Source organism: Aeromonas sp. 62-46 (genome assembly GCF_001898585.1).
Classification (GTDB): Bacteria; Pseudomonadota; Gammaproteobacteria; order Enterobacterales; family Aeromonadaceae; genus Aeromonas; species Aeromonas caviae.
In genome coordinates, this window is record NZ_MKUI01000058.1 from 435,205 (window position 1) to 459,223 (window position 24,019).

Consider the following 24,019-nt stretch of genomic DNA (forward strand, 5'->3'; position numbering starts at 1 on the left):
ATAAGATATTTTCATATGGCAATTAGTACAAATTCAATAATTCACTACACTGGATCATACAAGGCTCTTACATCCATACTAGAAGAGGGATTTAAGGTCAAATACTGCCTTGAAAAACTTTATCTCCACGATGAAGTATCTAACGCAGCACATCCTATGGTTTCATTCTGTGATATACCTCTATCAGATTCAACTCAGCATTTCTCCGCATACGGTAAATATGGCATTGGACTTTCCAAGGAATGGGCTATAAAAAATGGTGTTAACCCAGTAATATATATAGATAGAAACTCATTATTCGCCAAGAGCATCGAAGGTCTAATAAAAGAAAGAAGAAGGGATGATAGCAATCTGACCGAACAACAGAAAGGTGAAATACTTAGAATTAAAAGCTATGCAAAAAATTACTCAGGTGAGTTAACCCGCAAAAATGTAAAAAAAAATGATTACAAATTCTATGACGAACGTGAATGGCGATTAGTTCCTGGGGCGGAGGATCTAAATAATACAAGCTTTTCAATAAGCGCGTCATACTATAAAAGAGACAAAGACAAACAAAATGAAAAACTTGCTAACATCCGAATTTCGTTTGACGCCCAAGATATATCATACATAATAGTAAAAGATACATCTCAAATACTTTCAATGGTAAATTTTTTACGTACCACTTACTCCAGCAGATGCACGGCAGATGAATTGGATATTTTATTAACTAAAATATGTTCCACCGAACAAATAATGCAAGACTACTAACATTGTATACGAGGTATATAACAAGTGGTTCAAATCGCTCTCTCCGCTTACTGGGGCCGGCTAAAGCCGGCTCCTTAATCTAACGTAAAATGGCAAAAAGGAATGCCAAAGGCACTCGAACAAAAAATTTAGGACACCCATCTTTCTGAGCGAGACGTTGCAGCTAGGCCCAAAAGATGGGTGTCCAAGTTTTTATTTTTGCTCAGCCGCAATATACCGATACCCCTTTTCAAGCCTACCACTACCGCCCCCTTCCCCACACCCGCCACCCTAACAATCCCAGCATCAATACAATCCCCGGCAACCAGACCCAGTAGAGCTCGGAGAGGATCACCGCTTCACCCCGGGCGGTGAGATAGGCCTCCGGCTTGAAGGGGGCGACCCGGATCATCTGCCAGGGGGCGAAGAAACGCTCGTCACGCCATGGCCAGAACCAACCTACCCCCTTGCCGCCGGTGGTAAACGAGTCGAGCAGGCTGTGGGAGAGCAGAGAGACCAGAGCGGTCGCGGAATGCTGGGAGTATTCCTATGGACAGCCAGGCTCGTCTCCATTCGTGGCTCAAAGCACTTGCCATGGGTATCCATCTTACGCATCATTCACCATTTATAGAGTCATACGAAAACGGAGTGGTGATGAAAAAAGGGTTATTCCTGCTTTTAATGCTGTTGCAAGCACAAGTTTTAGCCGAAGGCGCCCCTCTGAAAGCCAAAGATCCGCTCGATTTTATTCCCAAGGGATATGTTGTCTTTGAGAAAATCGAGGGGGATTTAAACAAGGATGGCCAGAGTGATATGGTCATCGTCATCAAAGGCACTAACAAGCGCAATGTCATTGTTGACGAATACCGTGGTGAGCTGGATCGTAATCGGCGAGGCCTTATCATCGCGTTCAATAAGGGGGATCACTATGAGCTGGCGCTCGATAATCCAAGCTGTTTCTCCTCGGAGAATGAAGATGGTGGTGTCTATTTTGCCCCTGAGCTTTGGGTCTCCGTAGAGAAAGGGATCTTGCAGATCCACTATGGCCATGGACGTTATGGTTACTGGTCTTACAAATTCAGATATCAGAACGTCGGTTTCGAATTGATTGGCTACGACCTGAGTGAAAACCGCGGCCCCCTCGTCGAGCGGGTGACGAGCATCAACTTCTCGACCAAGAAAATATTAATAAAGGAGAACATCAATCAGAATGCGCAAGAAGATGGTGACGAGATTTTCAAAGAAACCTGGAAACGATTCACCCTGCCAGCACCGTTTACCCTAAAAACGGTTGCTGACTTTGATGATTTTTACTACGACAAACTGTACAAAATCATTCTCTAGATACCTTGCAGGGTATCTGGATGCAAAAAACACAGATATGAGACACCGTGAATCCAAGCAAAAGTAGCGTATACCAAGGCTTTGTGTGAATTTGTACATACAAGGAAAAGTAATGAATACAAATCAATTTGAGATGAGAATCCACAATCAACAGATTGCTTGGATTGCTCCTATCATAGAACAATGGGGACTACTCCACAAAGAATTCACTGAACAGAAGCAGTATAATGACTGTCTCTACTGGTATAATGAACGGGCTAATGTAAGCGCCTTTTCAGGAGCTGTTTGGAGAAGTGGCGGAATTGCCTTGGAAGAGTACTCCAGCCAAAAAGGTAACATAGATAACACGGTTAACGGCCGTGTTGATCTATATTTTTCAAAGCAAACTAATATCGCTATTGCTGAAGCAAAGATGGAATGGCTTTATTTTGGTGAACGAGCTAAATCAGACCTAGATGAAAAAATAAACTCGGTGGTGGGAAAGGCAAAGAATGATATAGAACATAGCCTAGGCCCCAGCGCCTATCACCTCGGCATAGGACTTTCCTTTATCGCTCCATATTGGCGAAAAAATTATGATGGTTCACAAGATATGCTGTCACTTAGGGCGTTGATAAGGTCATACAACTGTGCCTTCTATGCAATATTTGAGTCCAGTCGTGATGTCATCAGTAGCAAAGGCAATGTTTGCAATGCAATAGTTCTTATTGGCACCATGCATGTAAAGTCAGAAAGCATTGTATAGACATATAAATACTGTTATTTTTTAAGGTTTGGTCGCATGGCCTGCCCACAAAAATGTGGCTTCCGACATCGCTCTATAACCGAATGTCATCATATAAAATGAAAAGGGAATTCTTGTGAGCTCTGAATATATTGAGTTAAGCAAACAGTTTTCTGTTGGGTGGGGAACATTGATGTTAATCAATGCTGTCCTCGCCCAAGGGAAGAACCGTAGCGGTTTAGTCTGGTTCTTCATTTCATTATTCTTAGGTCCTGTTACAACCTTGATATTGGCTTTGGTACCGAAGCTACCTGAAAATCAGTAAGAACATGGCAACCCCCGTCTTTCTGAGCCGGTTATAGCCGCTACCAGGGCAGCAACTGTAGCCGGACCTTGTCCACCCCCATGGGACGCAGCCCGGCCTTGAGCCCATGACGGGCATTGCCTACAATGACCCACTTTTTATCACACTCAGGTCTATAAAATGAGCGACAACAAACCTGCACTGCCCGACCGTCTGGCGGCCAACCCGCGCAGCCCGCACCATGTGGCAGAGTGCTTCGAGCACGAGATCGGCATTCGCGTGAACGGCAAGGAGCGCACCAATGTCGAGGAGTACTGCATCAGCGAAGGTTGGGTGAAGATCCCCTCCCCCAAGGCCAAGGATCGCTACGGCAACCCCATGCTGATCACCGTCAAGGGCACCGTCGAGGCTTTCTACGCCTAAGCGGCCCTGACCGCGCGCCCCGCCGGGCCCGCCGCCATGCTGTTCAGAACACCGGCCTTGCGCCGGTGTTCTGCTGTTGAGGGCGGCCCAGGGTGACAGGCGCCTCTCTTTCTTTGCTCTCTGTTGCCTTCCTGTTTCTTCCTTTCCCTCCCTTTCTTTCGCCTTTTCCTTTTCATCTGGGCCCTGATCCGACAGGCGAGCCGCCTTTGGCATCCAGGCAGGGCGACACTCTTGTCATCCCTGCCGGTTTACCCAGGCCATCACAGCATCACTCACCCTCGGGAGCACGACTTGCCGCCCTGCCAGCGTTGCAGCGCAGCCCCCGCCAGCACCAGCAGGATGCCGAGCAGATCGCTCGCGGCCAGCCGTCCGGCCAGGGCATCGAGCAGGGCGCCCCCTGCCAGCTGGCCCGTGACGATGAGCAGGGCGCAGGCCAGGGCGCCGATCCGACCGATGGCCCAACTGCTGATGGCGACGAACAGCGCCCCCAGCACCCCGCCGAGCAGCAGCCAGGGATCGAGCCCGGCTAGCCGCTCCCAGGGTGCCCCTTTGAGGATGAGCAGGGCGCCGAGCAGCCCGAAGCCGAGCAGGTGGTTGGCAAGGGAGGCCGTCATGGCGCCCCGGGCGCTGGCGAGGCGGCCATTGAGGGTGCGCGACAGGCTCACCGCCACGCCGTTCAGCAGTCCCAGCAGGATCAAGAGGGTCATGGTGTCTCTCCTAATGCAGCACGATAAGCAGGGCGCCAGCCATCACCAGCAGGGCGGCGAGCGCGTCCTTCCCCGAGGGGCGGCGGCGAGCCAGTCCGAGCCAGCCGAGGCCATCGCACAGGGCACCAAACAGCAGCTGGCCGAGCAGCAGCAGGGCCAGGGTGCCCGCCATGCCGAGGGGCGAGTTGAGGCACAGGGCTGCCAGCACCACGGTGAGCGCCCCCGGCAGACCGCCGAGCCAGGCCCAGGGCGGGGCCGCCTCCGGCGTCGGGGGCCTTGGGGAGAGCCACCACAGGAGCCCGGCCACCAGGCTGCCGACCCCGTGGGCCAGCCAGCTCGCGAGCCAGGGGTCGGTGGCGCGGGACAGGGCGCCGTTCTGGGCGATCATCAGCGCCAGCAGCAGGCCGGCAGCGAAGGCGGCCAGGGCGCCCAGGGTCTGGCCAAGTGTCTGTCCGAGGGCGGGGCGGCCGGGGCCGCGGTCAACAAGCGGGGGGATCATGGGGTTGCTCCTTGGTTGAACTGACGAGCAGGGTAAATTGTTTTTGATTTGAGGATAATCTACCCTTCTGGAACAACATTGTTTCCATATCGAGAACAACATGAACCAGGAAGCCTTCGCCCTGCTCCCGGCCTTCGTCGCCGTGGTGGAGTCGGGCACCTTCTCCGGCGCCGCCCGTCAGCTCGGCCTCAGCAAGTCGGTGCTGAGCAAGAAGGTGAGCCAGCTCGAGCAGGCCCTCGGCTGCCAGCTCCTCTATCGCACCACCCGCTCCCTCACCCTCACCGAGGCGGGGGAGCGCTACTTCGAGACGGTGCGACATGCAGTGCGCCTGGCCAACGACGGGGAAGATGCCATCGGCGCCCTGCAATCGGTCCCCCGCGGCCTGCTGCGGGTGACGGTGCCCATGGTCTATGGCCGGCGCCACATCGCCCCCCTTGTCCCCGAGTTTCTCGCCCTTCACCCCGAGGTGCAGTTGCAGTTGGAGATGAGCGACGCCCGGCAGGATCTGGTGGCCGAGGGGTTCGACGTGGCGGTGCGCATCGGCGAGCTGGAGGATTCGAGCCTGGTCGCCCGCCGCCTCGCCCCCTGTCTCAGCACCCTGTGCGCCGCCCCCGCCTACCTGGCGCAGGCCGGCACGCCCCGCACCCCGGCGGATCTCGAGCGCCACAACTGCCTCTTCTACTCCCTGTTTCGCGGCGGCACCCAGTGGCGGCTGCACGGGCCCGAAGGAGAGGTGGCCATCACCCCCAAGGGCAATTTCGAGGTCAACAACAGCGATGCCATCCACACCGCGCTGCTGGCGGGGCTTGGCATCGGCAACATGCCGGACTTCATCGTGGCGCGGGATCTCGCCATCGGGCGGCTGGTGCCCGTCCTGCCAGACCATGCCCTGCCCGAGCACGGCATCTGGTGCGTCTATCCCAAGCGCCGCCACCTGCCCGCCAAGGTGGAGGCCTGGCTGGCCTTCCTGCAGGAACGTCTGGGGCTGCGCTGAGGGGGGCATCGGGATAACCGGAACGGTTCACGTTTTTTTCATCGGGAAGGGAGTAGAGTAGGCAGCAAACCAAGCATCTGTTTTTATTGGAAAAGCATTCAGGGGACGAGCCACGGCATCGCGCCCCGCACCCCACAGGGAGCCCCATGATGAAGAAAACCGCGATTGCCCTGACCCTCACCAGCCTGCTGACGCTGCCGCTCGTTGTCTCATCCGATGCCTGGGCCGCCCCGGTACGCTCCCTGCAAAAGGAGCAGAATTACGAGCAGTTCATCAGCAAGCGCCAGGTGGTGGATCAGCTGCTGGCAGACGCCGCCCGCATCTTCCACTCCCCCGCCCGGGTCTCCGATGCGGGCTTTACCGCCAAGATGCCGAGCAACATGGAGCAGGTGACCACCCTGCTGCTGGAGGCCCACCAGCTCGAGCCCTATCGCACCGATCTGCTCATCTCGGCGGCCAACGCCCAGATCTACAACGGCAACGTGGACAGGGCCATCGCCCTGTTCGAGCAGGCCCTCACCGCCGCCCCGGACGATCTGGACATCAACACCTATCTGGCCACCTGGCAGCGCTTCAAGGGCAACCAGGCCAAATCCGATGGCTACCTCAAGCGGGTCGGCGAGCTCAATGCCGGTCGTGCCGCCGATCTGCAGCGGCTGTTCGCCACCGTGGACAGGGTGGTCGCCACCCCCCTCAAGGAGCGTCAGGGACGGGGCGAGAAGAAGGGGCGCCGCGCCATCGTCACCCTGGGCTATGCCCTCAATCCCGATGGCTCCATGCACGAGATCCTGCTGGGACGCCTCGAGACCACCCGCGCCCTGGCCCAGGCTGATCCGGCGGCCCTCGTCATCCTCACCGGCGGCGTGCCCCAGAACCGCCAGACCGAGGGCAAGCTGATGGCGGACTGGCTGGCGAAAAAGGGCATCGACCGCTCCCGCATCATCGAGGAGAACTACGCCACCAGCACGGTGGAGAACGCCCTCTACAGCGGCTATGCCCTCGCCCGCCACGAGATTGAGTTCGCCACCCTGGTGAGCTCGGCGAGCCATGTGCGCCGGGGCCAGACCCTGCTGGAAATCGCCTGCTGGCAGAGCGGCCCGGCGAACATCCGCATCGACAGCGTCGCCTACCCGGACAAGCCCCTCTCGGCCCTGGCCAAGGCGAGCCCGGAGGAGCTGCTTGGCATCTACCGGGACGCCCTGCGCACCTATGGCCTGTGGAGCTACCGCTCGGCCCCGCTGGTTGAGCGCTGATCCCCCGGCCCCGCCACCCTGGCGGGGCCTTTTCCTCTCTTCCCCCTGCCAGTCACTGCGCCCCCTGGTGGCTGGCCCCTGCACGCACCTGCTGGCCCCTTGCGTCAGCCACCCGATAGACGGCGGGTGAGCAAGCTATCCACTTTCTGGCATATCTCAATCAGATCATTGATTTACCGTTCTTTTTCTAAGAACCAAACGGCATGAGAGCACCCTTCTCGTTCCTTCGCCCCCGGGGATGTTCAGATAAAGATGTGGCTTCCAACCCCCCCAACAAGGAAGTGCATCATGACAGCAAAAGGCATCTCTCTGTGGCTCGCGGCCTCCATGCTGCTCGGCCAGTCCGCCCAGGCCCTCGACGTCACCGTGGCCTACCAGACCTCCGCCGAACCCGCCAAGGTAGCCCAGGCCGACAACAGCTTCGCCAGGGAGAGCGGCGCCACCGTGGATTGGCGCAAGTTTGACAGCGGCGCCAGCGTGGTACGGGCGCTCGCCTCCGGCGACGTGCAGATAGGCAACATCGGCTCCAGCCCCCTGGCAGTGGCGGCGAGCCAGAACCTGCCCATCGAGGTGTTCCTGCTCGCCTCCAAGCTCGGGGAGTCCGAGGCCCTGGTGGTGAAGCAGGGGCTCGCAAAACCCGAGGATCTCGCGGGCAAGCGCATCGCCGTGCCCTATACCTCCACCACCCACTACAGCCTGCTGGCGGCCCTCAAGCACTGGAACGTCGACCCCGCGACGCTGCAGATCGTCAATCTGCAACCACCGGCCATCATCGCCGCCTGGCAGCGGGGCGACATCGACGGCGCCTATGTCTGGGCCCCCGCCCTCAACCAGCTCACCAAGGAGGGCAAGGTGCTGACCGACTCCGCCCAGGTGGGTGACTGGGGGGCGCCGACCCTGGACGTCTGGGTGGTGCGCAAGGACTTTGCCAAGGCCCACCCCGAAGTGGTGCAGGCCTTCGTGAACAGCACCCTGGCCGCCCAGCGCGACTACCTGGCCAACCCCGACGGCTGGCTCACCAAGCCGGACAACCTCGCCAAGCTGGCCAAACTGAGCGGCGTTCCCGAGGCGGACGTTCCCGCGCTGGTGAAGGGCAACACCTACCTCGATGCGAAGGCCCAGAGTGCCGAGCTCGGGCGCCTCGTCAACCAGACCATCATCGACACCGCCCGCTTCCTCGAGAGCCAGGGCAAGGTCGCGAACGCCGCCTCGGACTACCGCCAGTTCGTGACCGATCGCTTCGTGAAAGCCGTGGCCTAGTAAATCCAAGGAGACGACCATGCTGCAGCTCTCTCATGTGTCCGCCGAGTACGCCGGCAGGCGGGTGCTCGACAACATCAACCTCTCCCTGTCCGAGGGGGAGCTGATGGTGGTGCTGGGGCCCTCGGGCTCGGGCAAGACGACCCTCCTCAACCTGGTGGCGGGCTTCGAGCCTTGCCACCACGGCCAGATAAGCCTTGAGGGCAAGCCGGTCACCGGCCCCGGCACCGAGCGCGGCGTGGTGTTCCAGAGCGAGGGGCTGCTGCCCTGGCGCAACGTGCGAGACAACGTGGCACTCGGCCTGCAGCTGGCGGGTGTGCCCAGTGCCGAGCGCACCGAACAGGCCCGGGCACTGCTGCGTCAGGTGGGGCTGGAGGGGGCCGGCGATCGCGCCATCTGGCAGCTCTCCGGCGGCCAGCGCCAGCGGGTCGACATCGCCCGGGCCCTGGCCACCCAACCCCGCCTGCTCCTGCTGGACGAGCCCTTCGGCGCCCTGGACGCCTTCACCCGGGAGCAGATGCAGACTCTGCTGCTGCGCCTGTGGCACGAGCACCGGCGTCAGGTGCTGCTCATCACCCACGACATCGAGGAGGCCATCTTCATGGCCACCGATCTGGTGCTGCTCTCCCCCTCCCCCGGGCGGGTGACGGAGCGGCTGACCCTGGATTTCGGTCGCCGCTTCGCCGCCGGGGAGCCCTGCCGCAGCATCAAGTCCGATCCGGCCTTCATCGAGCGCCGTGAATACGTGCTGGAACGGGTGTTCGCAGAGCGGGAGGCCTTTGCATGACTCTCGCCCTCGCCCGGCAACGGGATGTCACCCACACACGGGCAGCGGGCTGGCCCCTGCCCCGCCGTCTGACCCTGAGCCTCGCCACCCTGATCGTGCTGCTGGCCCTGTGGTGGCTGGTGGCCCACTTCGGCTGGGTCGATCCCCTGTTCCTGCCGCCCCCACAGCGGGTGCTGGCACAGCTCATCACCATCGCAGGCCCAACGGGCTTTATGGATGCCACCCTGTGGCAACACCTGGGGGCCAGCCTGGGGCGCATCCTGGTGGCGCTCGCTGCCGCGGCGTGCTTTGGCATCACGGTGGGCATCGCCATGGGGCTCTCCCCCACGGTGCGCGGCGTGCTGGATCCCCTCATCGAGCTCTACCGCCCGGTGCCGCCGCTCGCCTACCTGCCACTCATGGTGATCTGGTTTGGCATCGGTGAAACATCGAAGGTACTGCTCATCTATCTGGCCATCTTCGCCCCCGTGGCCCTGGCGACCCTGGCGGGGGTGCAGAGCGCCAACGCGGTGCGAGTGCGGGCAGCCCAGGCGCTGGGCGCATCCCGGTCCCAGGTGCTCTGGCACGTGATCCTGCCAGGGGCCCTGCCGGACATCCTGACCGGGCTGCGCATCGGGCTCGGGGTGGGCTGGTCCACCCTGGTGGCGGCCGAGCTTATCGCCGCCACCAGGGGGGTGGGCTTCATGGTGCAATCCGCCGGCGAGTTTCTCGCCACCGACGTGGTGCTGGCGGGCATCCTGGTGATCGCCCTGATCGCCTTCGTACTGGAACTGGGCCTGCGCGCCCTGCAGCGCAGGCTCACCCCCTGGCATGGAGAAGGACAATGAGCCACAGGCTGACCTCTTTCCTTCGCATCCCTTTCCTATTGGTATCGGGCCTTCACGCCCCCAGACATGGAGCAAGACCATGACCGACAAGTTGACCATTACCCCCCTCGGCCCCCACATCGGCGCCGTCATCGCTGGCGTCAATCTGGCCGAGCCCCTGAGCCAGGGGCAGTTCGAGCAGCTCCATCGCGCCCTGCTCAAATACCAGGTGCTGTTCTTTCGCAACCAGCCCATCACCCCGCGAGCCCAGCGGGCGCTGGCGAACCGCTTCGGGGATCTGCACATCCACCCCGTCTACCCCCACACGGAGGAGGCCGAGGAGATCATCGTGCTCGATACCCACGATGACAATCCGCCGGACAACGACAACTGGCACACCGACGTGACCTTTATCGAGACGCCCCCGGCACTGGCCATTCTGGCCGCCAAGCAGTTGCCCCCCACCGGGGGGGACACCCTCTGGGCCAGCGGCATCGCGGCACTGGCGGCCCTCTCCCCGCCCCTGCAAACCCTGCTGGCAGGGCTGGAAGCCGAGCACGACTTCACCAAGTCCTTCCCGGCCCATCGCCATGATGACAGCGAGGAGGCGCGCCAGCGCTGGCAGGCGGCCGTGGCCCGTCACCCGCCCCTGCGCCACCCGGTGATCCGCACCCATCCGGTGAGCGGCCGTCAGGCCCTGTTCGTCAACGAGGGGTTCACCACCCGGCTGCCCGGACTGCCCCCCAAAGAGAGCGAGGCCCTGCTCGGCTTTCTGTTCGAGCACATCACCCGCCCCGAGTTTCAGGTGCGCTGGCGCTGGCAGGAGAACGACATCGCCATCTGGGACAACAGGGTGACCCAGCACTATGCCAATGCCGACTACCTGCCGGCCCGCCGGGTGATGCACAGGGCCACCATTCTCGGGGACAAGCCCTTCTGGCGCCCGGGCTGAACGTCCCCCATGGAGAGCGACCATGAGATAACGCCCAGCAAAAAGCCCGCCGGCTGGCGGGCTTTTTCATCATCTGACGGGCCTGGGTGTTGCTATCGGCCCTTGCGCTCCGGCCACCAGGGTGAAGCCCCGATGGCAGGTCTCAGCCCTTGAGCTCCAGCACGGTGGTGAAGCCTCCGAAAATCATGCGGGCGCCGTCAAACGGCATGGTCTGGTGCAGGGGATTGGCGGGGTCCATCCTGGGGTCCTGCATCATCTTGCCCATGGCGTCGTCCCGCACCGCCTTGCTCGGCCACTCCACCCAGGAGAAGACCACGGTTTCATCCTCCCTGGCCGCCACCGCCCGGTAAAAGTCGGTCTGCTTGCCGTGAGGCACGTCGTCCCCCCAGCACTCCAGCACCCGGGTGGCGCCGTATTCGAGGAAGATGGGGTCAAACTGCCCCGCATGATCGATCAGGGCCTGCTTGTTGGCCGTCGGCACGGCGAGCACGAATCCGTCCACGTATGACATCAGAGGTTCCTCCAGTGAGTGAGGATCTCAGCATAGCAGCCGCCCTTCAGCCCGCGCTCTGCGCCGCCCCGCGCAGCCAGCCATCACAACGAGACCAGCCGCTCCAGATCGCTGCGGGTCAGGCGCTTGCTGTCCACCTTCACGTAGAGGGAGTGTTCCTCGCGCACCAGCAGCACGTCGCTTACCCCCTCGCAGGCGCGGATCCGCTGCTCCAGGGCCGGGGTGGCCTCGACCCCTTCCGGCAGCACGATGCGCAGGCTGCTCACATAGGGGGGCTCGGCCATGGTGAGACTCACCCCGAGCCAGGCGAGGGCCAGGGCGGCGCAACCGCCAAACACCAGGGGGCCACCCCCCAGGCTGTAGAGCAGGCCGCCGAGACTGCCGCCGATGGCAACCCCGAGGAACTGACTGGTGGAGTAGACCCCCATGGCGGTGCCCTTGTAGCCCGGCGGGGACTCCTTGCTGATGAGAGACGGCAGCAGTGCCTCCATCACGTTGAAGCCGATGAAGAAGAGCTGCAACCCGGCGAGCAGACCCCACAGCTGCTGGCCGCTCTGCCAGAGCACCAGCTCGGCGGCCAGCATCACCACCACGCACCCGATGAAGACCCGCTTCATCTGGCGGTGCTTCTCGGCATAGATGATGAAGGGCACCACGCTCACGAAGGCGATCAGCATGGTAACCAGATAGGCCTGCCACTGGCTGTCACGGGGTAGGCCCGCACGCTCCAGCAAGGGCGGCAGGGCCACGAAGCTCGACATCAGCAGGGTGTGGACGCAGAGGATGCCGAGGTTGAGCTTGAGCAGGCGAGGGTTGGTGAGCACGGTACGAAAGCTGCCTCGCACCATGGCGGACTCGCGATTTTGCAGGTGGGCCGCCGGGGTCGGCACCACCCAGAGCACCATGGCGATGGCGGCCAGGGCCAGCAGGGCGATGAGCCAGAAGAGGCCGGACAAGCCCAGGGCATGGGTGATGAGGGGGCCGGTCACCATGGCGATGGCGAAGGTGATGCCAAAGCTAACCCCGATGAAGGCCATGGCCTTGGTGCGATTCTGCTCCCGGGTGAGATCCGACAGGAGCGCCATGACGGCGGCGGAGATGGCGCCGCTCCCTTGCAGGGCGCGCCCGACGATGACCCCCCAGATGGCGTCGCTCAGGGCGGCGATGACGCTGCCAAGGGCAAACATCAGCAGGCCGCCAACGATGAGGGGCTTGCGCCCCACCTTGTCGGAGAGCAGGCCGAAGGGGATCTGGAACAGGGCCTGGGTCATGCCGTAGATGCCGATGGCAAGCCCGATGAGCGCCTCGGAGGCGCCCGCCAGGGACATGCCGTAGGTGGTCAGCACCGGCAGCACCATAAACATGCCGAGCATGCGCAGCGAGAAGACGGAGCCGAGCGCCCAGGTCGCGCGTCGCTCGCCCCTCGTCATGGTGAAATCATTCATGAGGGCCTCGATGAGTCAAAAAGAAGAGGAAAAGAAAGGGGTGACAGGCGCCCGGCCGCCCCCGAAAAATCGGCGATGCCCCTCGCAGGGCGGCGCCCATAATAGCAGAGCCGGGAAGATTCCCGGCTCTGGATTTCATGCATTTCAGGGGTGCAGTTCACACTATCAGGGCAGCATGCTCACCAGCACCGGCGCTGCGTCCGGCTGGAAGTCCACCGACATCATCACGCTCAGGCAAGTAATGGTGACGATGGAGAACATGAACAGCTTGCGCGCCCAGAGGGAGTCGTCCACCGCCGCCTTGTAGCCCGACAGCGCCATCCCCAGCCACCAGACGCTCACCGCGGTGGCCACCACCAGATACTTGTACCCGGCGTAGCCGCCGAGGAACAGCATCAGGGTCGGCACCATGAACGCCAGGATGTAGAGGGTGATGTGGAGCTTGGCCACCGGGATCCCCTTCACCACCGGCAGCACCGGGATGTTGGCGGCCTGGTAGTCCTTGAAGCGGAAGATGGCGATCGCATAGGAGTGCGGCATCTGCCACAGGCTGAAGATCGCCAGCAGGATCAGGGCCCCCGAGTCGAACTGCCCGCTCACCGCGCAGTAGCCGATGACCGGCGGCGCGGCGCCGGAGAGGCTGCCGACCAGGGTGCCATAGACCGAGTGGCGCTTCATGTAGAGGCTGTAGACCCCCACATAAACCAGGAAGCCCAGCACCGCCAGCAAGGCGGCCAACGGATTGGCCGCAAAGTAGAGCAGTGCAATGCCCGCAACGCCCAGCGCCGTCGCATACCAGAGGGAGACACCGGGGGCGATGAGCCCCCGCACCAGGGCGCGGTTCTTGGTGCGCTCCATGATGCAGTCGATGTCCCGGTCGATGTAGTTGTTGAACACGCAACCGGAGGCCACCACCAGTGACACCCCCACCATGGTCAGGATGAACAGGGGCACATCCAGGCTCCCCTTCGAGGCCAGCAGGAATCCCCCGATAACCGAGATGAGGTTGCCGAAGATGATGCCCGGCTTGGTCACTTGCAGGTATTGCTTCATCATCATCAACCCGCTCAGTGAACCATCATGTTGATGTTGAGGTTGTACATGATCCACAGGGAACCCACGACCACGATGGCGATGATGAGCACGGTAAAGACCAGTGCCACCAGGTTCCAGCGCTCCTCGGAGGAGGTGTTCATGTGCAGGAAGTAGACCAGGTGTACGAAGATCTGCACCACCGCCATGGCCACCACGGTGCCGAGCACCACGGCGTGGGAGGCGGAGCCGTCCATCACCATCCAGAACGGCACGGCGGTCAGGATGAGTGACAGCACGAAACCGATCATGTAGGACTTGACGCTGCCGTGGCTGGCGCCGTGATTGTCAACGGAATGACTCATTTACATGACCCCCATCAGATAGACCACGGTGAAGACGCAGATCCATACCACGTCGAGGAAGTGCCAGAACAGGCTCAGGCACATCAGGCGAGTGCGGTTGCGCTCGGTCAGCCCCTTCTTGGTGATCGACACCATCATCACGATGATCCAGACCAGGCCGCTGGTCACGTGGATACCGTGGGTCCCCACCAGGGTGAAGAAGGCAGAGAGGAAGCCGCTGCGATCCGGGCCCGCCTCGTGCACGATCAGGTGATGGAACTCGTAGATTTCCATCGCGATGAAGCCGGCACCCAGCAGGAAGGTGACGAACAGCCAGGTGTTGACTGCCGCGACCTTGTTCTTGTTCATGGCCAGCATGCCGAACCCGAAGGTGATGGAGCTCAGCAGCAGCAGCATGGTTTCGGCGAACACGAACGGCAGTTCGAAGATGTCCTTGCCGGTGGGGCCGCCAGCAGTGCCGTTGACCAGGACCGCATAGGTCGCGAACAGGGTCGCGAACAGGATGCAGTCACTCATCAGGTAGATCCAGAAACCGAATACCTTGGTGGCACCGGCATCGTGGTGCCCATCCTCATGGGCACCGTGAGAGTGATGTAGTACGTCAGTCGCCATGGAATTAAGCCACCTTGTTGATGTTGTCGAAATGCTGACCTTCGATGCGCTCGATCTCGTCAACCTGTACGTAGTAGTCCACATCGTCGTTGAAGCTGTGGATGATCCAGGTGGCGATCATGCCGATGAAGCCGGCGATGGCCATCCACCAGATGTGCCAGATCATGGCAAAGCCGAACACCACGCTGAAGGCGGCGATGATGACACCGGCACCGGAGTTCTTCGGCATGTGGATGGGGGCATACTGGGCAGGCTTCTTGTAAGCGCTGCCGTCAGCCTTGGCTTCCCAGAAGGCGTCCAGACCGGTGACCTTCGGCTCGATGGCGAAGTTGTAGAACGGCGGCGGAGAGGACGTCGCCCACTCCAGGGTACGGCCACCCCAGGGATCGCCGGTCAGGTCGCGGTTCTTCTCGCGGTCGCGGATGCTGACCACGATCTGGATGACCTGGCACAGCACGCCCAGGGCAATCAGGCCGGCGCCGCAGGCGGCGACCACCAGCCAGCCGTGGAACTCGGGATCGATGTTCTGGCTGACACGACGGGTCATGCCCATGAAGCCCAGCACGTAGAGCGGCATGAAGGCCACGAAGAAGCCGGTGATCCAGCACCAGAAGGCACGCTTGCCCCAGACGTCATCCAGCTTGAAGCCGAACGCTTTCGGGAACCAGTAGGTGATACCGGCGAAGCAGCCGAACACCACGCCGCCGATGATGACGTTGTGGAAGTGGGCGATGAGGAACAGGCTGTTGTGCAGCACGAAGTTGGCGGCCGGCACGGAGAGCAGTACCCCGGTCATGCCACCCACGGTGAAGGTGATGATGAAGCCGACGGTCCACAGCATGGGCGAGGTGAACTCGATGCGACCGCGGTACATGGTGAACAGCCAGTTGAAGATCTTCACCCCGGTCGGGATGGAGATGATCATGGTGGTGATGCCGAAGAAGGCATTCACGTTGGCGCCGGACCCCATGGTGAAGAAGTGGTGCAGCCAGACGATGAACGACAGCACGGTGATCGCCACGGTCGCCCACACCAGGGAGGTGTAACCGAACAGCTTCTTCTTGCAGAAGGTCGCCACCACTTCGGAGAAGATCCCGAACACCGGCAGCACCAGGATGTACACCTCGGGGTGACCCCAGGCCCAGATCAGGTTGATGTACATCATCATGTTGCCACCCATGTCATTGGTAAAGAAATGGGTACCCAGGTAGCGGTCTGCGGTGAGCAGGGCGATGGTGACGGTCAGGATCGGGAAGGAGGCGATGATCAGGATGTTGGCACACAGGGCGGTCCAGGTGAAGACCGGCAGGCGCATCATGGTCATGCCAGGGGCACGCATGCGGATGATGGTGGCGAAGAAGTTCACGCCGGTCAGCAGGGTCCCCAGACCCGAAATCTGCAGACTCCATATCCAGTAATCGACCCCGACCCCGGGACTGAACTCCAGCCCCGACAAGGGCGGATAGGCCAGCCAGCCGGTCTGGGCGAATTCACCGACCCCGAGGGAGACGTTGATCAGCACCACGGCCGCGGCGGTGAACCAGAAGCTCAGGTTGTTCAGGAAGGGGAAGGCCACGTCACGGGCACCGATTTGCAGCGGCACCACGATGTTCATCAGACCGATCACCAGCGGCATGGCCACGAAGAAGATCATGATGACGCCGTGGGCGGTGAAAATCTGGTCGTAGTGATGGGCGTTCAGGTAGCCTTCGCCACCCCCGGAGGCGATGACCTGCTGGCCACGCATCAGCACGGCGTCGGCAAAGCCACGCAGCAGCATGACCATGCCCAGAATGAGATACATGATACCGAGGCGTTTGTGGTCGACCGAGGTCAGCCACTCTTTCCACAGATATTGCCACTTGCCGTAGTAAGTGATGAGACCGGCGATGGCCAGGCCCCCCAAAATGATACCGGCTATCGTGACCATGATGATGGGTTCATGGTACGGAATAGCCTCGAGTGTCAATTTTCCAAACATCGATTATTCCTCGGATCCTGCTTTCACACTCTTGTCGGCCGACATGGCCATGTGTCCGGCATGGGCGTCATGGTTCATGGCCTGGTTCTCCATGGCGTCCTCTTGCGAGGCCTCATGGTTCATCCCTTCGTGGTCCATGGCACCCGCTTTCGGGGCGGCGTCATGGTTCATGGCCTCGTGGTTCATGCCCTCGTGATCCGCGGAGCCCGCAGCCGGGGTGGCGTGACCACCATGGGACATGCCGCCCATGAACTTGTTGATGATGTTGACGAACAGCTTGGGATCGGCGCTGGCGAAGTACTCCACCGGGTGGTTTTCGCTCTTCTTGGCCAGGGCATTGAACTCATCCATGGTGCTCAGGGCCTTGGAAGAGGCCTTCACCTTGGCTACCCAGGCGTCGAAACCGGCTTGATCCTGGGTCGCGATGGCCTTGAACTTCATGCCGGAGAAACCGGCACCACTGTAACCGCCGGAGATGCCCTTGTACTCACCCGCTTCGTTGGCAATCAGGTGCAGCTTGGTCTGCATGCCGGCCATGGCGTAGATCTGGCCGCCCAGTTGCGGGATGAAGAAGGAGTTCATCACGGTGTCGGAGGTCACCCGGAAGTTGACCGGGGTGTTGACCGGGAAGGCCAGCTCGTTGACCGACGCAATGCCCAGCTCCGGATAGACGAACAACCACTTCCAGTCCAGGGAAATGACATCCACCTGAACCGGTTTGACGTCCGATTCCAGCGGCTTGTAGGGGTCGAGGGAGTGGGAAGTTTTCCAGGTGATCACCGCCAGGATGACGATGATGATGACGGGTACAGTCCAGACGACTGCCTCAATCTTGTTGGAGTGGGCCCAGTCCGGCGCATAGGTGGCACTGGTGTTGGACGCCCGGTATTTGTAGGCGAACGCCACCGCCATGACAATCACGGGCACCACCACGATCAGCATCAAGCCGAGTGCGGTGAGTATCAGTGACTTCTGCTCCATACCGACCTGCCCCTTGGGGCTCATCAGTGCCATGTCGCAGCCACTCAGCAAGCTGGCGGTCGCGAGCAGCAGCAAAGCGCCCAAGCCCCTCTTCACATCAAAGAGTCTCATGCAATGTCCTCATCTTTTGAAGGCTTATTGGTATAAAAAAATGCAGCATTTTATTGCATCAGACCGGCATGTGAACAACATGAAAAATTAATCCCAAAAATGTTCAAAAGGTGATGGAAAGCGGTATCAGATGTTAATCCCTTGACAATGACCAATTTATTCAAGTTACACCGCGGCAATTCATCTTCCGTTAATCTCTCGCGCCACCAAAAGTGACCACCAATTAACCAAAAAGATCCATCTGGTCTGTTTTTAACCCGCCATTGCGATCAAAAAAGAGCCATACAGCCCCTTTTCGACTCACAGGTCATTTTTCCACACCTTGATCTGGATGGGTATTTTTCGGGGAAGATAAAAAAAATAATTAATCAAACGAATGTATGATTAACTTCCCGCCCCCCGACAACGGTCGCAACCCCTGGCACCAGAGGGCACACTTCGTAACAAAACGGGCCCTTGTGCGGGCCCGTTGATAATCGTTTTCTCTCCCTCCCTCGGAGTCGGAGTCAGGAGTGATCGTGTTCCATCCGGGTCGCCACGGCGATCCGGTTCCAGGCGTTGATGGTGACCACCTGCACCAGACACTGGGCCAGCAGGGTTTCCCCCAGTTGGGCCAGCGCCGCCTCATAGGTCTGCGTCGTGAGCCCCTTGTCGGCGATCAGGGTCACCTCGTCGGTCAGGGCCAGCACCGCCCGCTCCCGGGCGTCGAACAGCGGCGACTCCTGCCAGGCGGCCAGCGCCAGCAGACGCTGGGCGCTCTCCCCGTGCTTCATCGCCACGTCGGCGTGCATCTCGATGCAGTAGGCGCAGCCGTTGATCATGGAGGCGCGCAACTTGATGAGCTCCTTGAGCGACAGGGGAATGTCGGTGCCCCCGAGGTAGGACTCGAGGCCCATCATGGCCGAGACGGCGGCGGGCACCTGGTTGGCGAGCTGGATACGGTGTGACATGGCGAGACTCCTGTGATGGACCCCGGATGGGGCGGTGAGCTGATTGTTCACTCTTTCATTGTTGATTAGAATATCGTCATAACCTGCAACAGTTTTGCGTTTATCGCAAAGGTGAATCCATGCTGGATCGCATCCGCATCCTGGCCCAGGTGGTGGAATCGGGCAGTTTCTCCCGTGCCTCCCGCGCCCTCAACCAGGCCCCCTCCTCCGTGACCCGTGCCATCGACGCCCTGGAGCAGCAGCTCGGGATCCCGCTCTTCAAGCGCAGCACCCGCCAACTGGTGCTGACCGAGCAGGGCGCCTATTTTCTCGCCCGCTCCCTGCCCCTGCTGGAGGAGGCGGATCAGCTGGTGCAATCCCTGCAACCCCTCTCGGTGGCGCCAGAGGGGCCGCTGCGGGTCTCGGTGTTCGAGAGCTTCGGCGCGTCCTGGCTCTCTCCCCGCCTGCCCGACTTCCTCGCCCGCTACCCCGGGGTACGCCTGGAGGTTGCGCTGGACAACCGCATGGTGGATCTCGATGCCGAGAACGTGGACGTGGCGGTGCGCATCGGCAAGCCCGCCGACAGCAGCCTGCACACGCGCCATCTGCTCACCAACCGCTCGCTGCTGGTCGCCTCCCCCGCCTATCTGGCCCGCCATGGCGAACCAGCCCATCCCGCCGAGCTGGCCCACCACAACTGCCTCATTCGCGGCCATGGGCGCCAGCGCCAGCACTGGTACTTCCAGCAGGGCACGGAGCGCGAGAAGGTGGCGGTGCAGGGCAACCTCGCCTCGGTCGGGGGCACGCCCCTGCTCTGCGCCGCCCTCGCGGGATGCGGCGTGCTGCTGCTGTCGAGCTGGATGGTGCAGCAAAGCATCGACGAGGGCACCCTGCTGCCGCTGCTGCCAGAGTGGCTCGCCTCCCCCTACGAGGATCGCCAGGACGAGATCCACGCGGTGTTTCGTGGCGGCCGCTTCCTCAAACCCCAGACCCGCGCCTTCATCGACTTTCTGGTCGAGGCGATCAGGCCCCTGCAAGGGCCGCGCTGACCGCAACAGGGCCTCCTGGCGAAACGCTGAAAACGCAGACGCCGGGCACAGGGCCCGGCGTCTGGAAATGAGGGTCGCCACGGCGACCGCTCAGCGTGATTTTCGCCCGTCAGGGCTCGGGGAGAGCCCCCGGTAATCCCCGTAGGGGAAGATGTTGCGCAGGCGCTGGGCCACGGGCTCGGGGATGGAGCGGGAGAAGACCAGCCTCACCCCGTTGCCGTCCCGCAGACCCAGGATGCGCCCGCGCACCGGCTCATGGTGCAGGATCTGGGTCGCCTGGGTCACAAAGCGCGGCGGCACCGAGCCCCGCTTCACCACCACCTTGCCCGGCGCGAGCCGGACCTCGAACAGGGCGCCGCGCCCCAGCGTCATCAACCACCCGATCAGGGCTATCGCCACCAACAGAGACAACCAGGCCATTGCGTCTTCCTCCCGTCAACCCGATGTTCGCCAGTATAACCGGGGGCGCCTCATCATGACCCGGCCGCCATCACGCTTTCACTCACTGCCGGGCCTTATCGGCGCCCCTTGCCCCAGGCCACCAGGGTATCCCGATAGAGGGCGAGCAGGGCCTGATCCCGCACCGCGACCCCGACCTGCTGGGCCGGGCAGTGGGCCCACTCGTCATGGGGATGGCGGGTGTCGTCAAATTTTTGCAGGGTATGGCCGATGGCGGGCCCCTCGGTGATGACCCGCACCGGCCCCTTGCGCAGGGTGAACAGCGCAGGATCGATCACATAGGCGATGGCGGAGGGATCGTGCACATGGCACCCCGCCATGCCGATGCGCTCGGAATAGAAGCGCAGGTAGAAGCGGCTGACATCCCACAGGAAGCGGCCCGGCTCCCCCGCATCGTCCCGCAGGGCATCCAGATAGTCGGCGGTGAAGATGCTCTGCTGGGTGACGTCGAGCCCGATGATCACCAGGGGCCAGGGGGCGGTGAAGACCCGGTCCGCCGCATCGGGATCGTCGTGGATATTGGCCTCGGCATAGGGGGTCACGTTGCCGCGATGGCCGTTGACGCCAAAGGCGCCGCCCATCACGACCACTTCTTTCACCAGGGCGGCTACCTCGGGGGCCGCCTCGAGCGCCAGCGCCAGGTTGGTGAGGGGCCCGATGGTCACTAGCGTGATCTCGCCGGGGTGGGCCTTCACCGTCTCGACGATGTATTGCCAGGCCGGGCGGGGATCCGGGATGAGGGTCACCTCCCCCGCCTGGACGTCGCCAAAGCCGCTCGGGCCGTGCACCACCGTCGTCGGCCCCACGGGCTCGCGCAGCAGCGGCGCGGCGGCGCCCCGGGCCACGTCCGCCTTCATGCCATATTTTTGCTTGAGCCAGAGGGCGTTGCGGGTGCCGTTTTCGATGGTGGCATTGCCAAACACAGTGGTGATGGCGAGCAGGTCAATGGCGGGGTGCGCCTCGGCAAACAGAATGGCCATGGCATCGTCGATGCCGGGATCGGTATCCAGAATGATCTTGTGGGTCATGGGTCCTCCGTGAAACGAGAGGCCAGTGTAGCGGGCCGTCGCCGCTTTGACAGCACCGGGATCACAACCTCGGGGTTTCCTTTGCATCAGGCATGCTGGCGGGACCACTCGCCCCTGGGCTCAGGGCAGGGTCACTCGGAAGGGGCGACCACGGCCTCCTCTCCCCTGGCGGTGCGTTTCAGTTGCCCCATGAATTGCTTGAAATGGGGGAGAAACCCCTTGAACAGCTCCTCTTTGCGATGCTGCATCATGACTTCGCCAAACAGCTTCAACCCGACGATAAACGCCTGATGTTCCTGCTCCGACATGGGCAGCTTCCCCTTGCTGAGCGCCAGGATGGCAAAGATGTCGTCGTGATTCTGGCAGTCGAACTGCAACGGGGGCACCTCGCGGTCCAGCGCCTGGACCTGTACACGATAGGTGTGTGGCATCTTTCATCTCCTCTCGGGCTGGGCTTTTGCCCACATGGTTGATAAAATCAATTAAACCCTTTTAAGTTGACTTTATCAACCATGAAGTTGTCAAACCGCCTCTTCCGGATCCTCGATCAGTACAAAATCGCCATGACGCAGCATTTCCGGGCACAGCAGATCGCCCTTAGCCCCCTCCATTACAAGGTGCTGCAACTGATCCATGCGCTGGATCCCGCCACGCCGCAGCTCATTGCGCAGCGGTCGGGCCGCGACAAGGCGCAGGTGACGCGCCTGCTGCAGGAGATGGAGAAACAGGGGCTCATCGAGAAGAGGCCCCATCCCACTGACAGACGCAGCATCTGTCTGGCCTTGACCCCGCTGGCCTGCGAGCGGGTCAACCAGGGGGAGCAGGAGGCCGCACGGCTCGACGAACGGCTGTGTTCCCTGCTGACGCCGGCGGAGATAGCGCAGTTGCAGCAACTGCTGGACAAGATAGAAAAAGGGCTTGAGTCGACCGATTAGGGTCAGCGTCAGGGGCCCGCTGCCTGATTTGTGGCCAACCAGCGCGGCCTGCGCTGGCGGCGCCTTGTGAGCCACTCCCGGAGATGGTATCACTGGCCCCACTCTCCCCTTCCCGCCGAGGCGCCATCGTGATCACCCTGATTAAAGAGTCCGACCAGTTGAAAATGCCCTGGAAGAACAGGCAGGGCACCACGGCCCAGATCCTGATCTCCCCCCCTGGTTCGACCCTGGACAAGCTCGACTTTGACTACCGGCTGAGCTCGGCCCCCATCAAGGAAGCGGGGAGTTTCTCCCGCTTTCCCGGCTACCAGCGCATCCTGCTGCCCGTCAGCGGTGCCGGTTTCGTGCTCAACGGCCACCCCTACACCACCTTCGAGGCGGCCCACTTCAGCGGGGATGACGAGACCCGCTGCGAGCTGCTGAAAAAAGAGGTGACGGATCTCGGGCTCATCTACCACCCGGCGCGCATCAGCGCCAACGTGCGGGTGCTGAACCTGCCCTTCCCCCTCAGCCTCACCCTGGAGGCGGACAAGTGCTACCTCTGCCACCTGCTGGAGGGCCAGCTCACCGTGCAGGGACAGCAGGTCGCACCGGGCGAGACCCTGGTGGTGCAGGGGGAGGAGAGCATACGCTTCGAGTGTGGCAAGAAGACCACCCTCGCCTTCTTTACCCTGCAGCCCAAGCCAGCCGCCGTTTAACGCCGGGGGGCACGGCCCCCGCTGTCGAGGCAGGCCTGCATGGTGTCATAGGGGGTATAGTGCCTGGTGCGGCTGTAGTAGGTGCCGCCCTTGGGGTGGCAGATGCCGCTCCGGCTCTTCTTGACCGGGGGCTCGGCGGCCAGCGCGATGGCACACAACAGCATCAGGCAACAGCCAAGCATCCATTTCACTGCGTCCATGCTCTCTTTTCCGAAGGGGCGTAGGCGGACCACTGGCCCATTTGCGGCCTATTCTACGCCGCTCATCTCCTGGCCACCCCAGACCAGATCATGAAAGCACCGCGACGCAGCGCAAGCGAAGACAAAAAAGCCGGGACCCTCCCGGCTTTTGTTTGTGCTGGCGGCGACACAGTCCTTGGCACTACCCCACCTTGAAGCTGCCCTTCATCAGGGCGAAGTGGCCCGGGAAGGAGCAGAAGAAGGTGAGATCCTTGCCCGCCAGGCCGTCGGTCTTGAAGGTGACGCTGGTGCTCTCGCCGCCCCCCACCAGCTTGGTGTGGGCCAGGATCCTGGGGTCATCCTTGGGCAGGTAGTCGTGATCGACCCCGGCGCTCATGCCGGCGGTGGCGATGGCCTGATAGTCGGCGGTGTTGGCCAGCACCCAGTTGTGGCCCATGTTGGCCACCGGCAGCTTGCCCGTGTGATTGAGGGTCACCGTCACCTCCTTGCAGGTGGCCGGCACGCTCATCGCGGTCTGGTTGTACTGCATGGCGTCATTGCCTTCGATCACCAGTGCGCACTCGTCGGCCAGGACCGGGGTGGCGAGGGAGCCAAGAAGCAGCAGGGTTAACACCTTTTTCATCATTTTCTCCTTTGATTGACGAAGGATGACAGCACAGGCATCTCGCCCCCGTGGGCGCGACCCGCAAAGATGCTGTCAGGATCGATCTTCATTGTATTCAAATGTCGCCGAAGGACGATGGCTTTTGGGCCAGCCTGAGGGCCCGGTCACTTCTTTTCTCCCGACCCCGGGCCCAAAGCGGGTTGCTCACATCCCCGTCTGGCTTAATTATTTGCGGCCTTCCCGCCCACGGCCACTCGCCAACACCGCAGCCGTTGGCTAAGCTGCTCCCCCGTC

27 protein-coding genes and 2 pseudogenes are annotated in these 24,019 nt (G+C 61.4%); 13 read left to right on the forward strand and 16 right to left on the reverse strand.

The window, feature by feature from the left end:
• Positions 1 to 15: 15 nt before the first annotated feature.
• Complete coding sequence (locus BGO64_RS19765) at positions 16 to 753, forward strand: abortive infection system antitoxin AbiGi family protein (RefSeq protein WP_134997262.1); 738 nt, start codon at positions 16 to 18, stop codon at positions 751 to 753.
• A 241-nt stretch (positions 754 to 994) separates the two neighbouring features.
• Here the strand turns inward: BGO64_RS19765 and BGO64_RS19770 are convergent.
• A pseudogene (locus tag BGO64_RS19770) lies at positions 995 to 1,252 on the reverse strand (metal-dependent hydrolase); the annotation flags it as partial.
• Positions 1,253 to 1,281: 29 nt separating this feature from the next.
• Between BGO64_RS19770 and BGO64_RS19775 the strand changes: the two are divergent.
• The 3 genes from BGO64_RS19775 to BGO64_RS19785 all read left to right on the forward strand — a co-directional run bounded on the left by BGO64_RS19775 (position 1,282) and on the right by BGO64_RS19785 (position 3,527).
• Positions 1,282 to 2,076, forward strand: coding sequence for a hypothetical protein (locus BGO64_RS19775; protein ID WP_286701235.1), 795 nt, complete (start codon positions 1,282 to 1,284; stop codon positions 2,074 to 2,076).
• A gap of 112 nt (positions 2,077 to 2,188) precedes the next feature.
• On the forward strand, positions 2,189 to 2,821 hold the full coding sequence (locus BGO64_RS19780) for a hypothetical protein (RefSeq protein ID WP_213320210.1): 633 nt from the start codon (positions 2,189 to 2,191) through the stop codon (positions 2,819 to 2,821).
• Between the two features lie 463 nt (positions 2,822 to 3,284).
• On the forward strand, positions 3,285 to 3,527 hold the full coding sequence (locus BGO64_RS19785; protein WP_010673692.1) for a DUF3297 family protein: 243 nt from the start codon (positions 3,285 to 3,287) through the stop codon (positions 3,525 to 3,527).
• Between the two features lie 272 nt (positions 3,528 to 3,799).
• Here BGO64_RS19785 and BGO64_RS19790 read toward each other — a convergent pair whose 3' ends face one another.
• Both BGO64_RS19790 and BGO64_RS19795 read right to left on the reverse strand, forming a co-directional pair.
• The gene (locus BGO64_RS19790) at positions 3,800 to 4,234 is read right to left on the reverse strand and encodes a DMT family transporter (RefSeq protein ID WP_048208022.1); all 435 of its coding nucleotides are present in this window, start codon (positions 4,232 to 4,234) and stop codon (positions 3,800 to 3,802) included.
• Between the two features lie 10 nt (positions 4,235 to 4,244).
• Entirely contained in the window at positions 4,245 to 4,733 is a 489-nt protein-coding gene (locus BGO64_RS19795) for a DMT family transporter (RefSeq protein WP_080769911.1), read from the reverse strand.
• A 100-nt stretch (positions 4,734 to 4,833) separates the two neighbouring features.
• Between BGO64_RS19795 and BGO64_RS19800 the strand changes: the two genes are divergently transcribed.
• From BGO64_RS19800 to tauD, 6 genes are all read left to right on the forward strand, one after another.
• Positions 4,834 to 5,727 (forward strand): LysR family transcriptional regulator, encoded by an 894-nt coding sequence (locus tag BGO64_RS19800; protein WP_048208023.1) that lies wholly within the window; start codon positions 4,834 to 4,836, stop codon positions 5,725 to 5,727.
• Positions 5,728 to 5,876: 149 nt separating this feature from the next.
• Entirely contained in the window at positions 5,877 to 6,980 is a 1,104-nt protein-coding gene (locus BGO64_RS19805; RefSeq protein WP_042881567.1) for an ElyC/SanA/YdcF family protein, read from the forward strand.
• A gap of 288 nt (positions 6,981 to 7,268) precedes the next feature.
• Entirely contained in the window at positions 7,269 to 8,240 is a 972-nt protein-coding gene (tauA, locus tag BGO64_RS19810; protein ID WP_286701236.1) for a taurine ABC transporter substrate-binding protein, read from the forward strand.
• A 19-nt stretch (positions 8,241 to 8,259) separates the two neighbouring features.
• Positions 8,260 to 9,027, forward strand: a complete 768-nt coding sequence (gene tauB / locus BGO64_RS19815) for a taurine ABC transporter ATP-binding subunit (RefSeq protein WP_286701237.1) — start codon at positions 8,260 to 8,262, stop codon at positions 9,025 to 9,027.
• Positions 9,024 to 9,854, forward strand: coding sequence for a taurine ABC transporter permease TauC (gene tauC, locus BGO64_RS19820; protein ID WP_268452630.1), 831 nt, complete (start codon positions 9,024 to 9,026; stop codon positions 9,852 to 9,854). Before tauB ends, tauC begins: the two co-directional genes overlap by 4 nt.
• A gap of 79 nt (positions 9,855 to 9,933) precedes the next feature.
• Complete coding sequence (gene tauD, locus BGO64_RS19825) at positions 9,934 to 10,785, forward strand: taurine dioxygenase (protein WP_043155533.1); 852 nt, start codon at positions 9,934 to 9,936, stop codon at positions 10,783 to 10,785.
• Between the two features lie 142 nt (positions 10,786 to 10,927).
• Here tauD and BGO64_RS19830 read toward each other — a convergent pair whose 3' ends face one another.
• The 8 genes and pseudogenes from BGO64_RS19830 to BGO64_RS19865 all read right to left on the reverse strand — a co-directional run bounded on the left by BGO64_RS19830 (position 10,928) and on the right by BGO64_RS19865 (position 18,773).
• A complete protein-coding gene (locus BGO64_RS19830) occupies positions 10,928 to 11,296 on the reverse strand; it encodes a DUF1428 domain-containing protein (RefSeq protein WP_010673687.1) in 369 nt (122 codons plus the stop codon).
• An 83-nt stretch (positions 11,297 to 11,379) separates the two neighbouring features.
• A complete protein-coding gene (locus tag BGO64_RS19835) occupies positions 11,380 to 12,741 on the reverse strand; it encodes an MFS transporter (protein WP_041213223.1) in 1,362 nt (453 codons plus the stop codon).
• 165 nt (positions 12,742 to 12,906) lie between these two features.
• A complete protein-coding gene (gene cyoE, locus BGO64_RS19840; RefSeq protein WP_010673685.1) occupies positions 12,907 to 13,800 on the reverse strand; it encodes a heme o synthase in 894 nt (297 codons plus the stop codon).
• 8 nt (positions 13,801 to 13,808) lie between these two features.
• Complete coding sequence (locus tag BGO64_RS19845) at positions 13,809 to 14,138, reverse strand: cytochrome o ubiquinol oxidase subunit IV (RefSeq protein ID WP_010673684.1); 330 nt, start codon at positions 14,136 to 14,138, stop codon at positions 13,809 to 13,811.
• Positions 14,139 to 14,786, reverse strand: a pseudogene (locus BGO64_RS19850) (cytochrome o ubiquinol oxidase subunit III); the annotation flags it as partial.
• Entirely contained in the window at positions 14,755 to 16,731 is a 1,977-nt protein-coding gene (gene cyoB, locus BGO64_RS19855) for a cytochrome o ubiquinol oxidase subunit I (protein WP_041211612.1), read from the reverse strand. The pseudogene BGO64_RS19850 and the gene cyoB, both read right to left, overlap by 32 nt.
• Before the next feature lie 3 nt (positions 16,732 to 16,734).
• Positions 16,735 to 17,823, reverse strand: coding sequence for a cytochrome o ubiquinol oxidase subunit II (gene cyoA, locus BGO64_RS19860; RefSeq protein WP_080767819.1), 1,089 nt, complete (start codon positions 17,821 to 17,823; stop codon positions 16,735 to 16,737).
• A 506-nt stretch (positions 17,824 to 18,329) separates the two neighbouring features.
• Positions 18,330 to 18,773, reverse strand: a complete 444-nt coding sequence (locus BGO64_RS19865) for a carboxymuconolactone decarboxylase family protein (RefSeq protein WP_010673680.1) — start codon at positions 18,771 to 18,773, stop codon at positions 18,330 to 18,332.
• Between the two features lie 119 nt (positions 18,774 to 18,892).
• Here BGO64_RS19865 and BGO64_RS19870 point away from each other — a divergent pair, with 119 nt between their 5' ends.
• Positions 18,893 to 19,801 (forward strand): LysR family transcriptional regulator, encoded by a 909-nt coding sequence (locus tag BGO64_RS19870; RefSeq protein ID WP_286701238.1) that lies wholly within the window; start codon positions 18,893 to 18,895, stop codon positions 19,799 to 19,801.
• 90 nt (positions 19,802 to 19,891) lie between these two features.
• On the opposite strand, the gene BGO64_RS19875 is transcribed toward BGO64_RS19870, so the two are convergent.
• From BGO64_RS19875 to BGO64_RS19885, 3 genes are all read right to left on the reverse strand, one after another.
• The gene (locus BGO64_RS19875) at positions 19,892 to 20,221 is read right to left on the reverse strand and encodes a DUF3634 family protein (protein ID WP_039039207.1); all 330 of its coding nucleotides are present in this window, start codon (positions 20,219 to 20,221) and stop codon (positions 19,892 to 19,894) included.
• 95 nt (positions 20,222 to 20,316) lie between these two features.
• Positions 20,317 to 21,288, reverse strand: a complete 972-nt coding sequence (locus BGO64_RS19880; RefSeq protein ID WP_041213226.1) for a nucleoside hydrolase — start codon at positions 21,286 to 21,288, stop codon at positions 20,317 to 20,319.
• A gap of 131 nt (positions 21,289 to 21,419) precedes the next feature.
• Positions 21,420 to 21,719: a DUF3861 domain-containing protein gene (locus tag BGO64_RS19885; protein WP_041214821.1), complete on the reverse strand. Its 300-nt coding sequence runs from the start codon at positions 21,717 to 21,719 to the stop codon at positions 21,420 to 21,422.
• Positions 21,720 to 21,800: 81 nt separating this feature from the next.
• Here BGO64_RS19885 and BGO64_RS19890 point away from each other — a divergent pair, with 81 nt between their 5' ends.
• Positions 21,801 to 22,223 (forward strand): MarR family winged helix-turn-helix transcriptional regulator, encoded by a 423-nt coding sequence (locus BGO64_RS19890; RefSeq protein WP_050498310.1) that lies wholly within the window; start codon positions 21,801 to 21,803, stop codon positions 22,221 to 22,223.
• A 128-nt stretch (positions 22,224 to 22,351) separates the two neighbouring features.
• Positions 22,352 to 22,921, forward strand: coding sequence for a HutD family protein (locus tag BGO64_RS19895; protein ID WP_214005929.1), 570 nt, complete (start codon positions 22,352 to 22,354; stop codon positions 22,919 to 22,921).
• Here the strand turns inward: BGO64_RS19895 and BGO64_RS19900 are convergent.
• Both BGO64_RS19900 and azu read right to left on the reverse strand, forming a co-directional pair.
• On the reverse strand, positions 22,918 to 23,121 hold the full coding sequence (locus BGO64_RS19900) for a hypothetical protein (protein WP_286701239.1): 204 nt from the start codon (positions 23,119 to 23,121) through the stop codon (positions 22,918 to 22,920). The genes BGO64_RS19895 and BGO64_RS19900 overlap by 4 nt on opposite strands.
• Positions 23,122 to 23,302: 181 nt before the next feature.
• On the reverse strand, positions 23,303 to 23,743 hold the full coding sequence (gene azu, locus BGO64_RS19905) for an azurin (RefSeq protein WP_041213229.1): 441 nt from the start codon (positions 23,741 to 23,743) through the stop codon (positions 23,303 to 23,305).
• Between the last annotated feature and the right edge of the window lie 276 nt (positions 23,744 to 24,019).

Bases quoted from the DNA above. Each gene is read 5' to 3' on its own strand.
- BGO64_RS19765 (WP_134997262.1), top strand. From the start codon at position 16: ATGGCAATTAGTACAAATTCAATAATTCACTACACTGGATCATACAAG.
- BGO64_RS19775 (WP_286701235.1), top strand. From the start codon at position 1,282: ATGGACAGCCAGGCTCGTCTCCATTCGTGGCTCAAAGCACTTGCCATG.
- BGO64_RS19780 (WP_213320210.1), top strand. From the start codon at position 2,189: ATGAATACAAATCAATTTGAGATGAGAATCCACAATCAACAGATTGCT.
- BGO64_RS19785 (WP_010673692.1), top strand. From the start codon at position 3,285: ATGAGCGACAACAAACCTGCACTGCCCGACCGTCTGGCGGCCAACCCG.
- BGO64_RS19790 (WP_048208022.1), bottom strand. From the start codon at position 4,234: ATGACCCTCTTGATCCTGCTGGGACTGCTGAACGGCGTGGCGGTGAGC.
- BGO64_RS19795 (WP_080769911.1), bottom strand. From the start codon at position 4,733: ATGATCCCCCCGCTTGTTGACCGCGGCCCCGGCCGCCCCGCCCTCGGA.
- BGO64_RS19800 (WP_048208023.1), top strand. From the start codon at position 4,834: ATGAACCAGGAAGCCTTCGCCCTGCTCCCGGCCTTCGTCGCCGTGGTG.
- BGO64_RS19805 (WP_042881567.1), top strand. From the start codon at position 5,877: ATGAAGAAAACCGCGATTGCCCTGACCCTCACCAGCCTGCTGACGCTG.
- tauA (WP_286701236.1), top strand. From the start codon at position 7,269: ATGACAGCAAAAGGCATCTCTCTGTGGCTCGCGGCCTCCATGCTGCTC.
- tauB (WP_286701237.1), top strand. From the start codon at position 8,260: ATGCTGCAGCTCTCTCATGTGTCCGCCGAGTACGCCGGCAGGCGGGTG.
- tauC (WP_268452630.1), top strand. From the start codon at position 9,024: ATGACTCTCGCCCTCGCCCGGCAACGGGATGTCACCCACACACGGGCA.
- tauD (WP_043155533.1), top strand. From the start codon at position 9,934: ATGACCGACAAGTTGACCATTACCCCCCTCGGCCCCCACATCGGCGCC.
- BGO64_RS19830 (WP_010673687.1), bottom strand. From the start codon at position 11,296: ATGTCATACGTGGACGGATTCGTGCTCGCCGTGCCGACGGCCAACAAG.
- BGO64_RS19835 (WP_041213223.1), bottom strand. From the start codon at position 12,741: ATGAATGATTTCACCATGACGAGGGGCGAGCGACGCGCGACCTGGGCG.
- cyoE (WP_010673685.1), bottom strand. From the start codon at position 13,800: ATGATGATGAAGCAATACCTGCAAGTGACCAAGCCGGGCATCATCTTC.
- BGO64_RS19845 (WP_010673684.1), bottom strand. From the start codon at position 14,138: ATGAGTCATTCCGTTGACAATCACGGCGCCAGCCACGGCAGCGTCAAG.
- cyoB (WP_041211612.1), bottom strand. From the start codon at position 16,731: ATGTTTGGAAAATTGACACTCGAGGCTATTCCGTACCATGAACCCATC.
- cyoA (WP_080767819.1), bottom strand. From the start codon at position 17,823: ATGAGACTCTTTGATGTGAAGAGGGGCTTGGGCGCTTTGCTGCTGCTC.
- BGO64_RS19865 (WP_010673680.1), bottom strand. From the start codon at position 18,773: ATGTCACACCGTATCCAGCTCGCCAACCAGGTGCCCGCCGCCGTCTCG.
- BGO64_RS19870 (WP_286701238.1), top strand. From the start codon at position 18,893: ATGCTGGATCGCATCCGCATCCTGGCCCAGGTGGTGGAATCGGGCAGT.
- BGO64_RS19875 (WP_039039207.1), bottom strand. From the start codon at position 20,221: ATGGCCTGGTTGTCTCTGTTGGTGGCGATAGCCCTGATCGGGTGGTTG.
- BGO64_RS19880 (WP_041213226.1), bottom strand. From the start codon at position 21,288: ATGACCCACAAGATCATTCTGGATACCGATCCCGGCATCGACGATGCC.
- BGO64_RS19885 (WP_041214821.1), bottom strand. From the start codon at position 21,719: ATGCCACACACCTATCGTGTACAGGTCCAGGCGCTGGACCGCGAGGTG.
- BGO64_RS19890 (WP_050498310.1), top strand. From the start codon at position 21,801: ATGAAGTTGTCAAACCGCCTCTTCCGGATCCTCGATCAGTACAAAATC.
- BGO64_RS19900 (WP_286701239.1), bottom strand. From the start codon at position 23,121: ATGGACGCAGTGAAATGGATGCTTGGCTGTTGCCTGATGCTGTTGTGT.
- azu (WP_041213229.1), bottom strand. From the start codon at position 23,743: ATGAAAAAGGTGTTAACCCTGCTGCTTCTTGGCTCCCTCGCCACCCCG.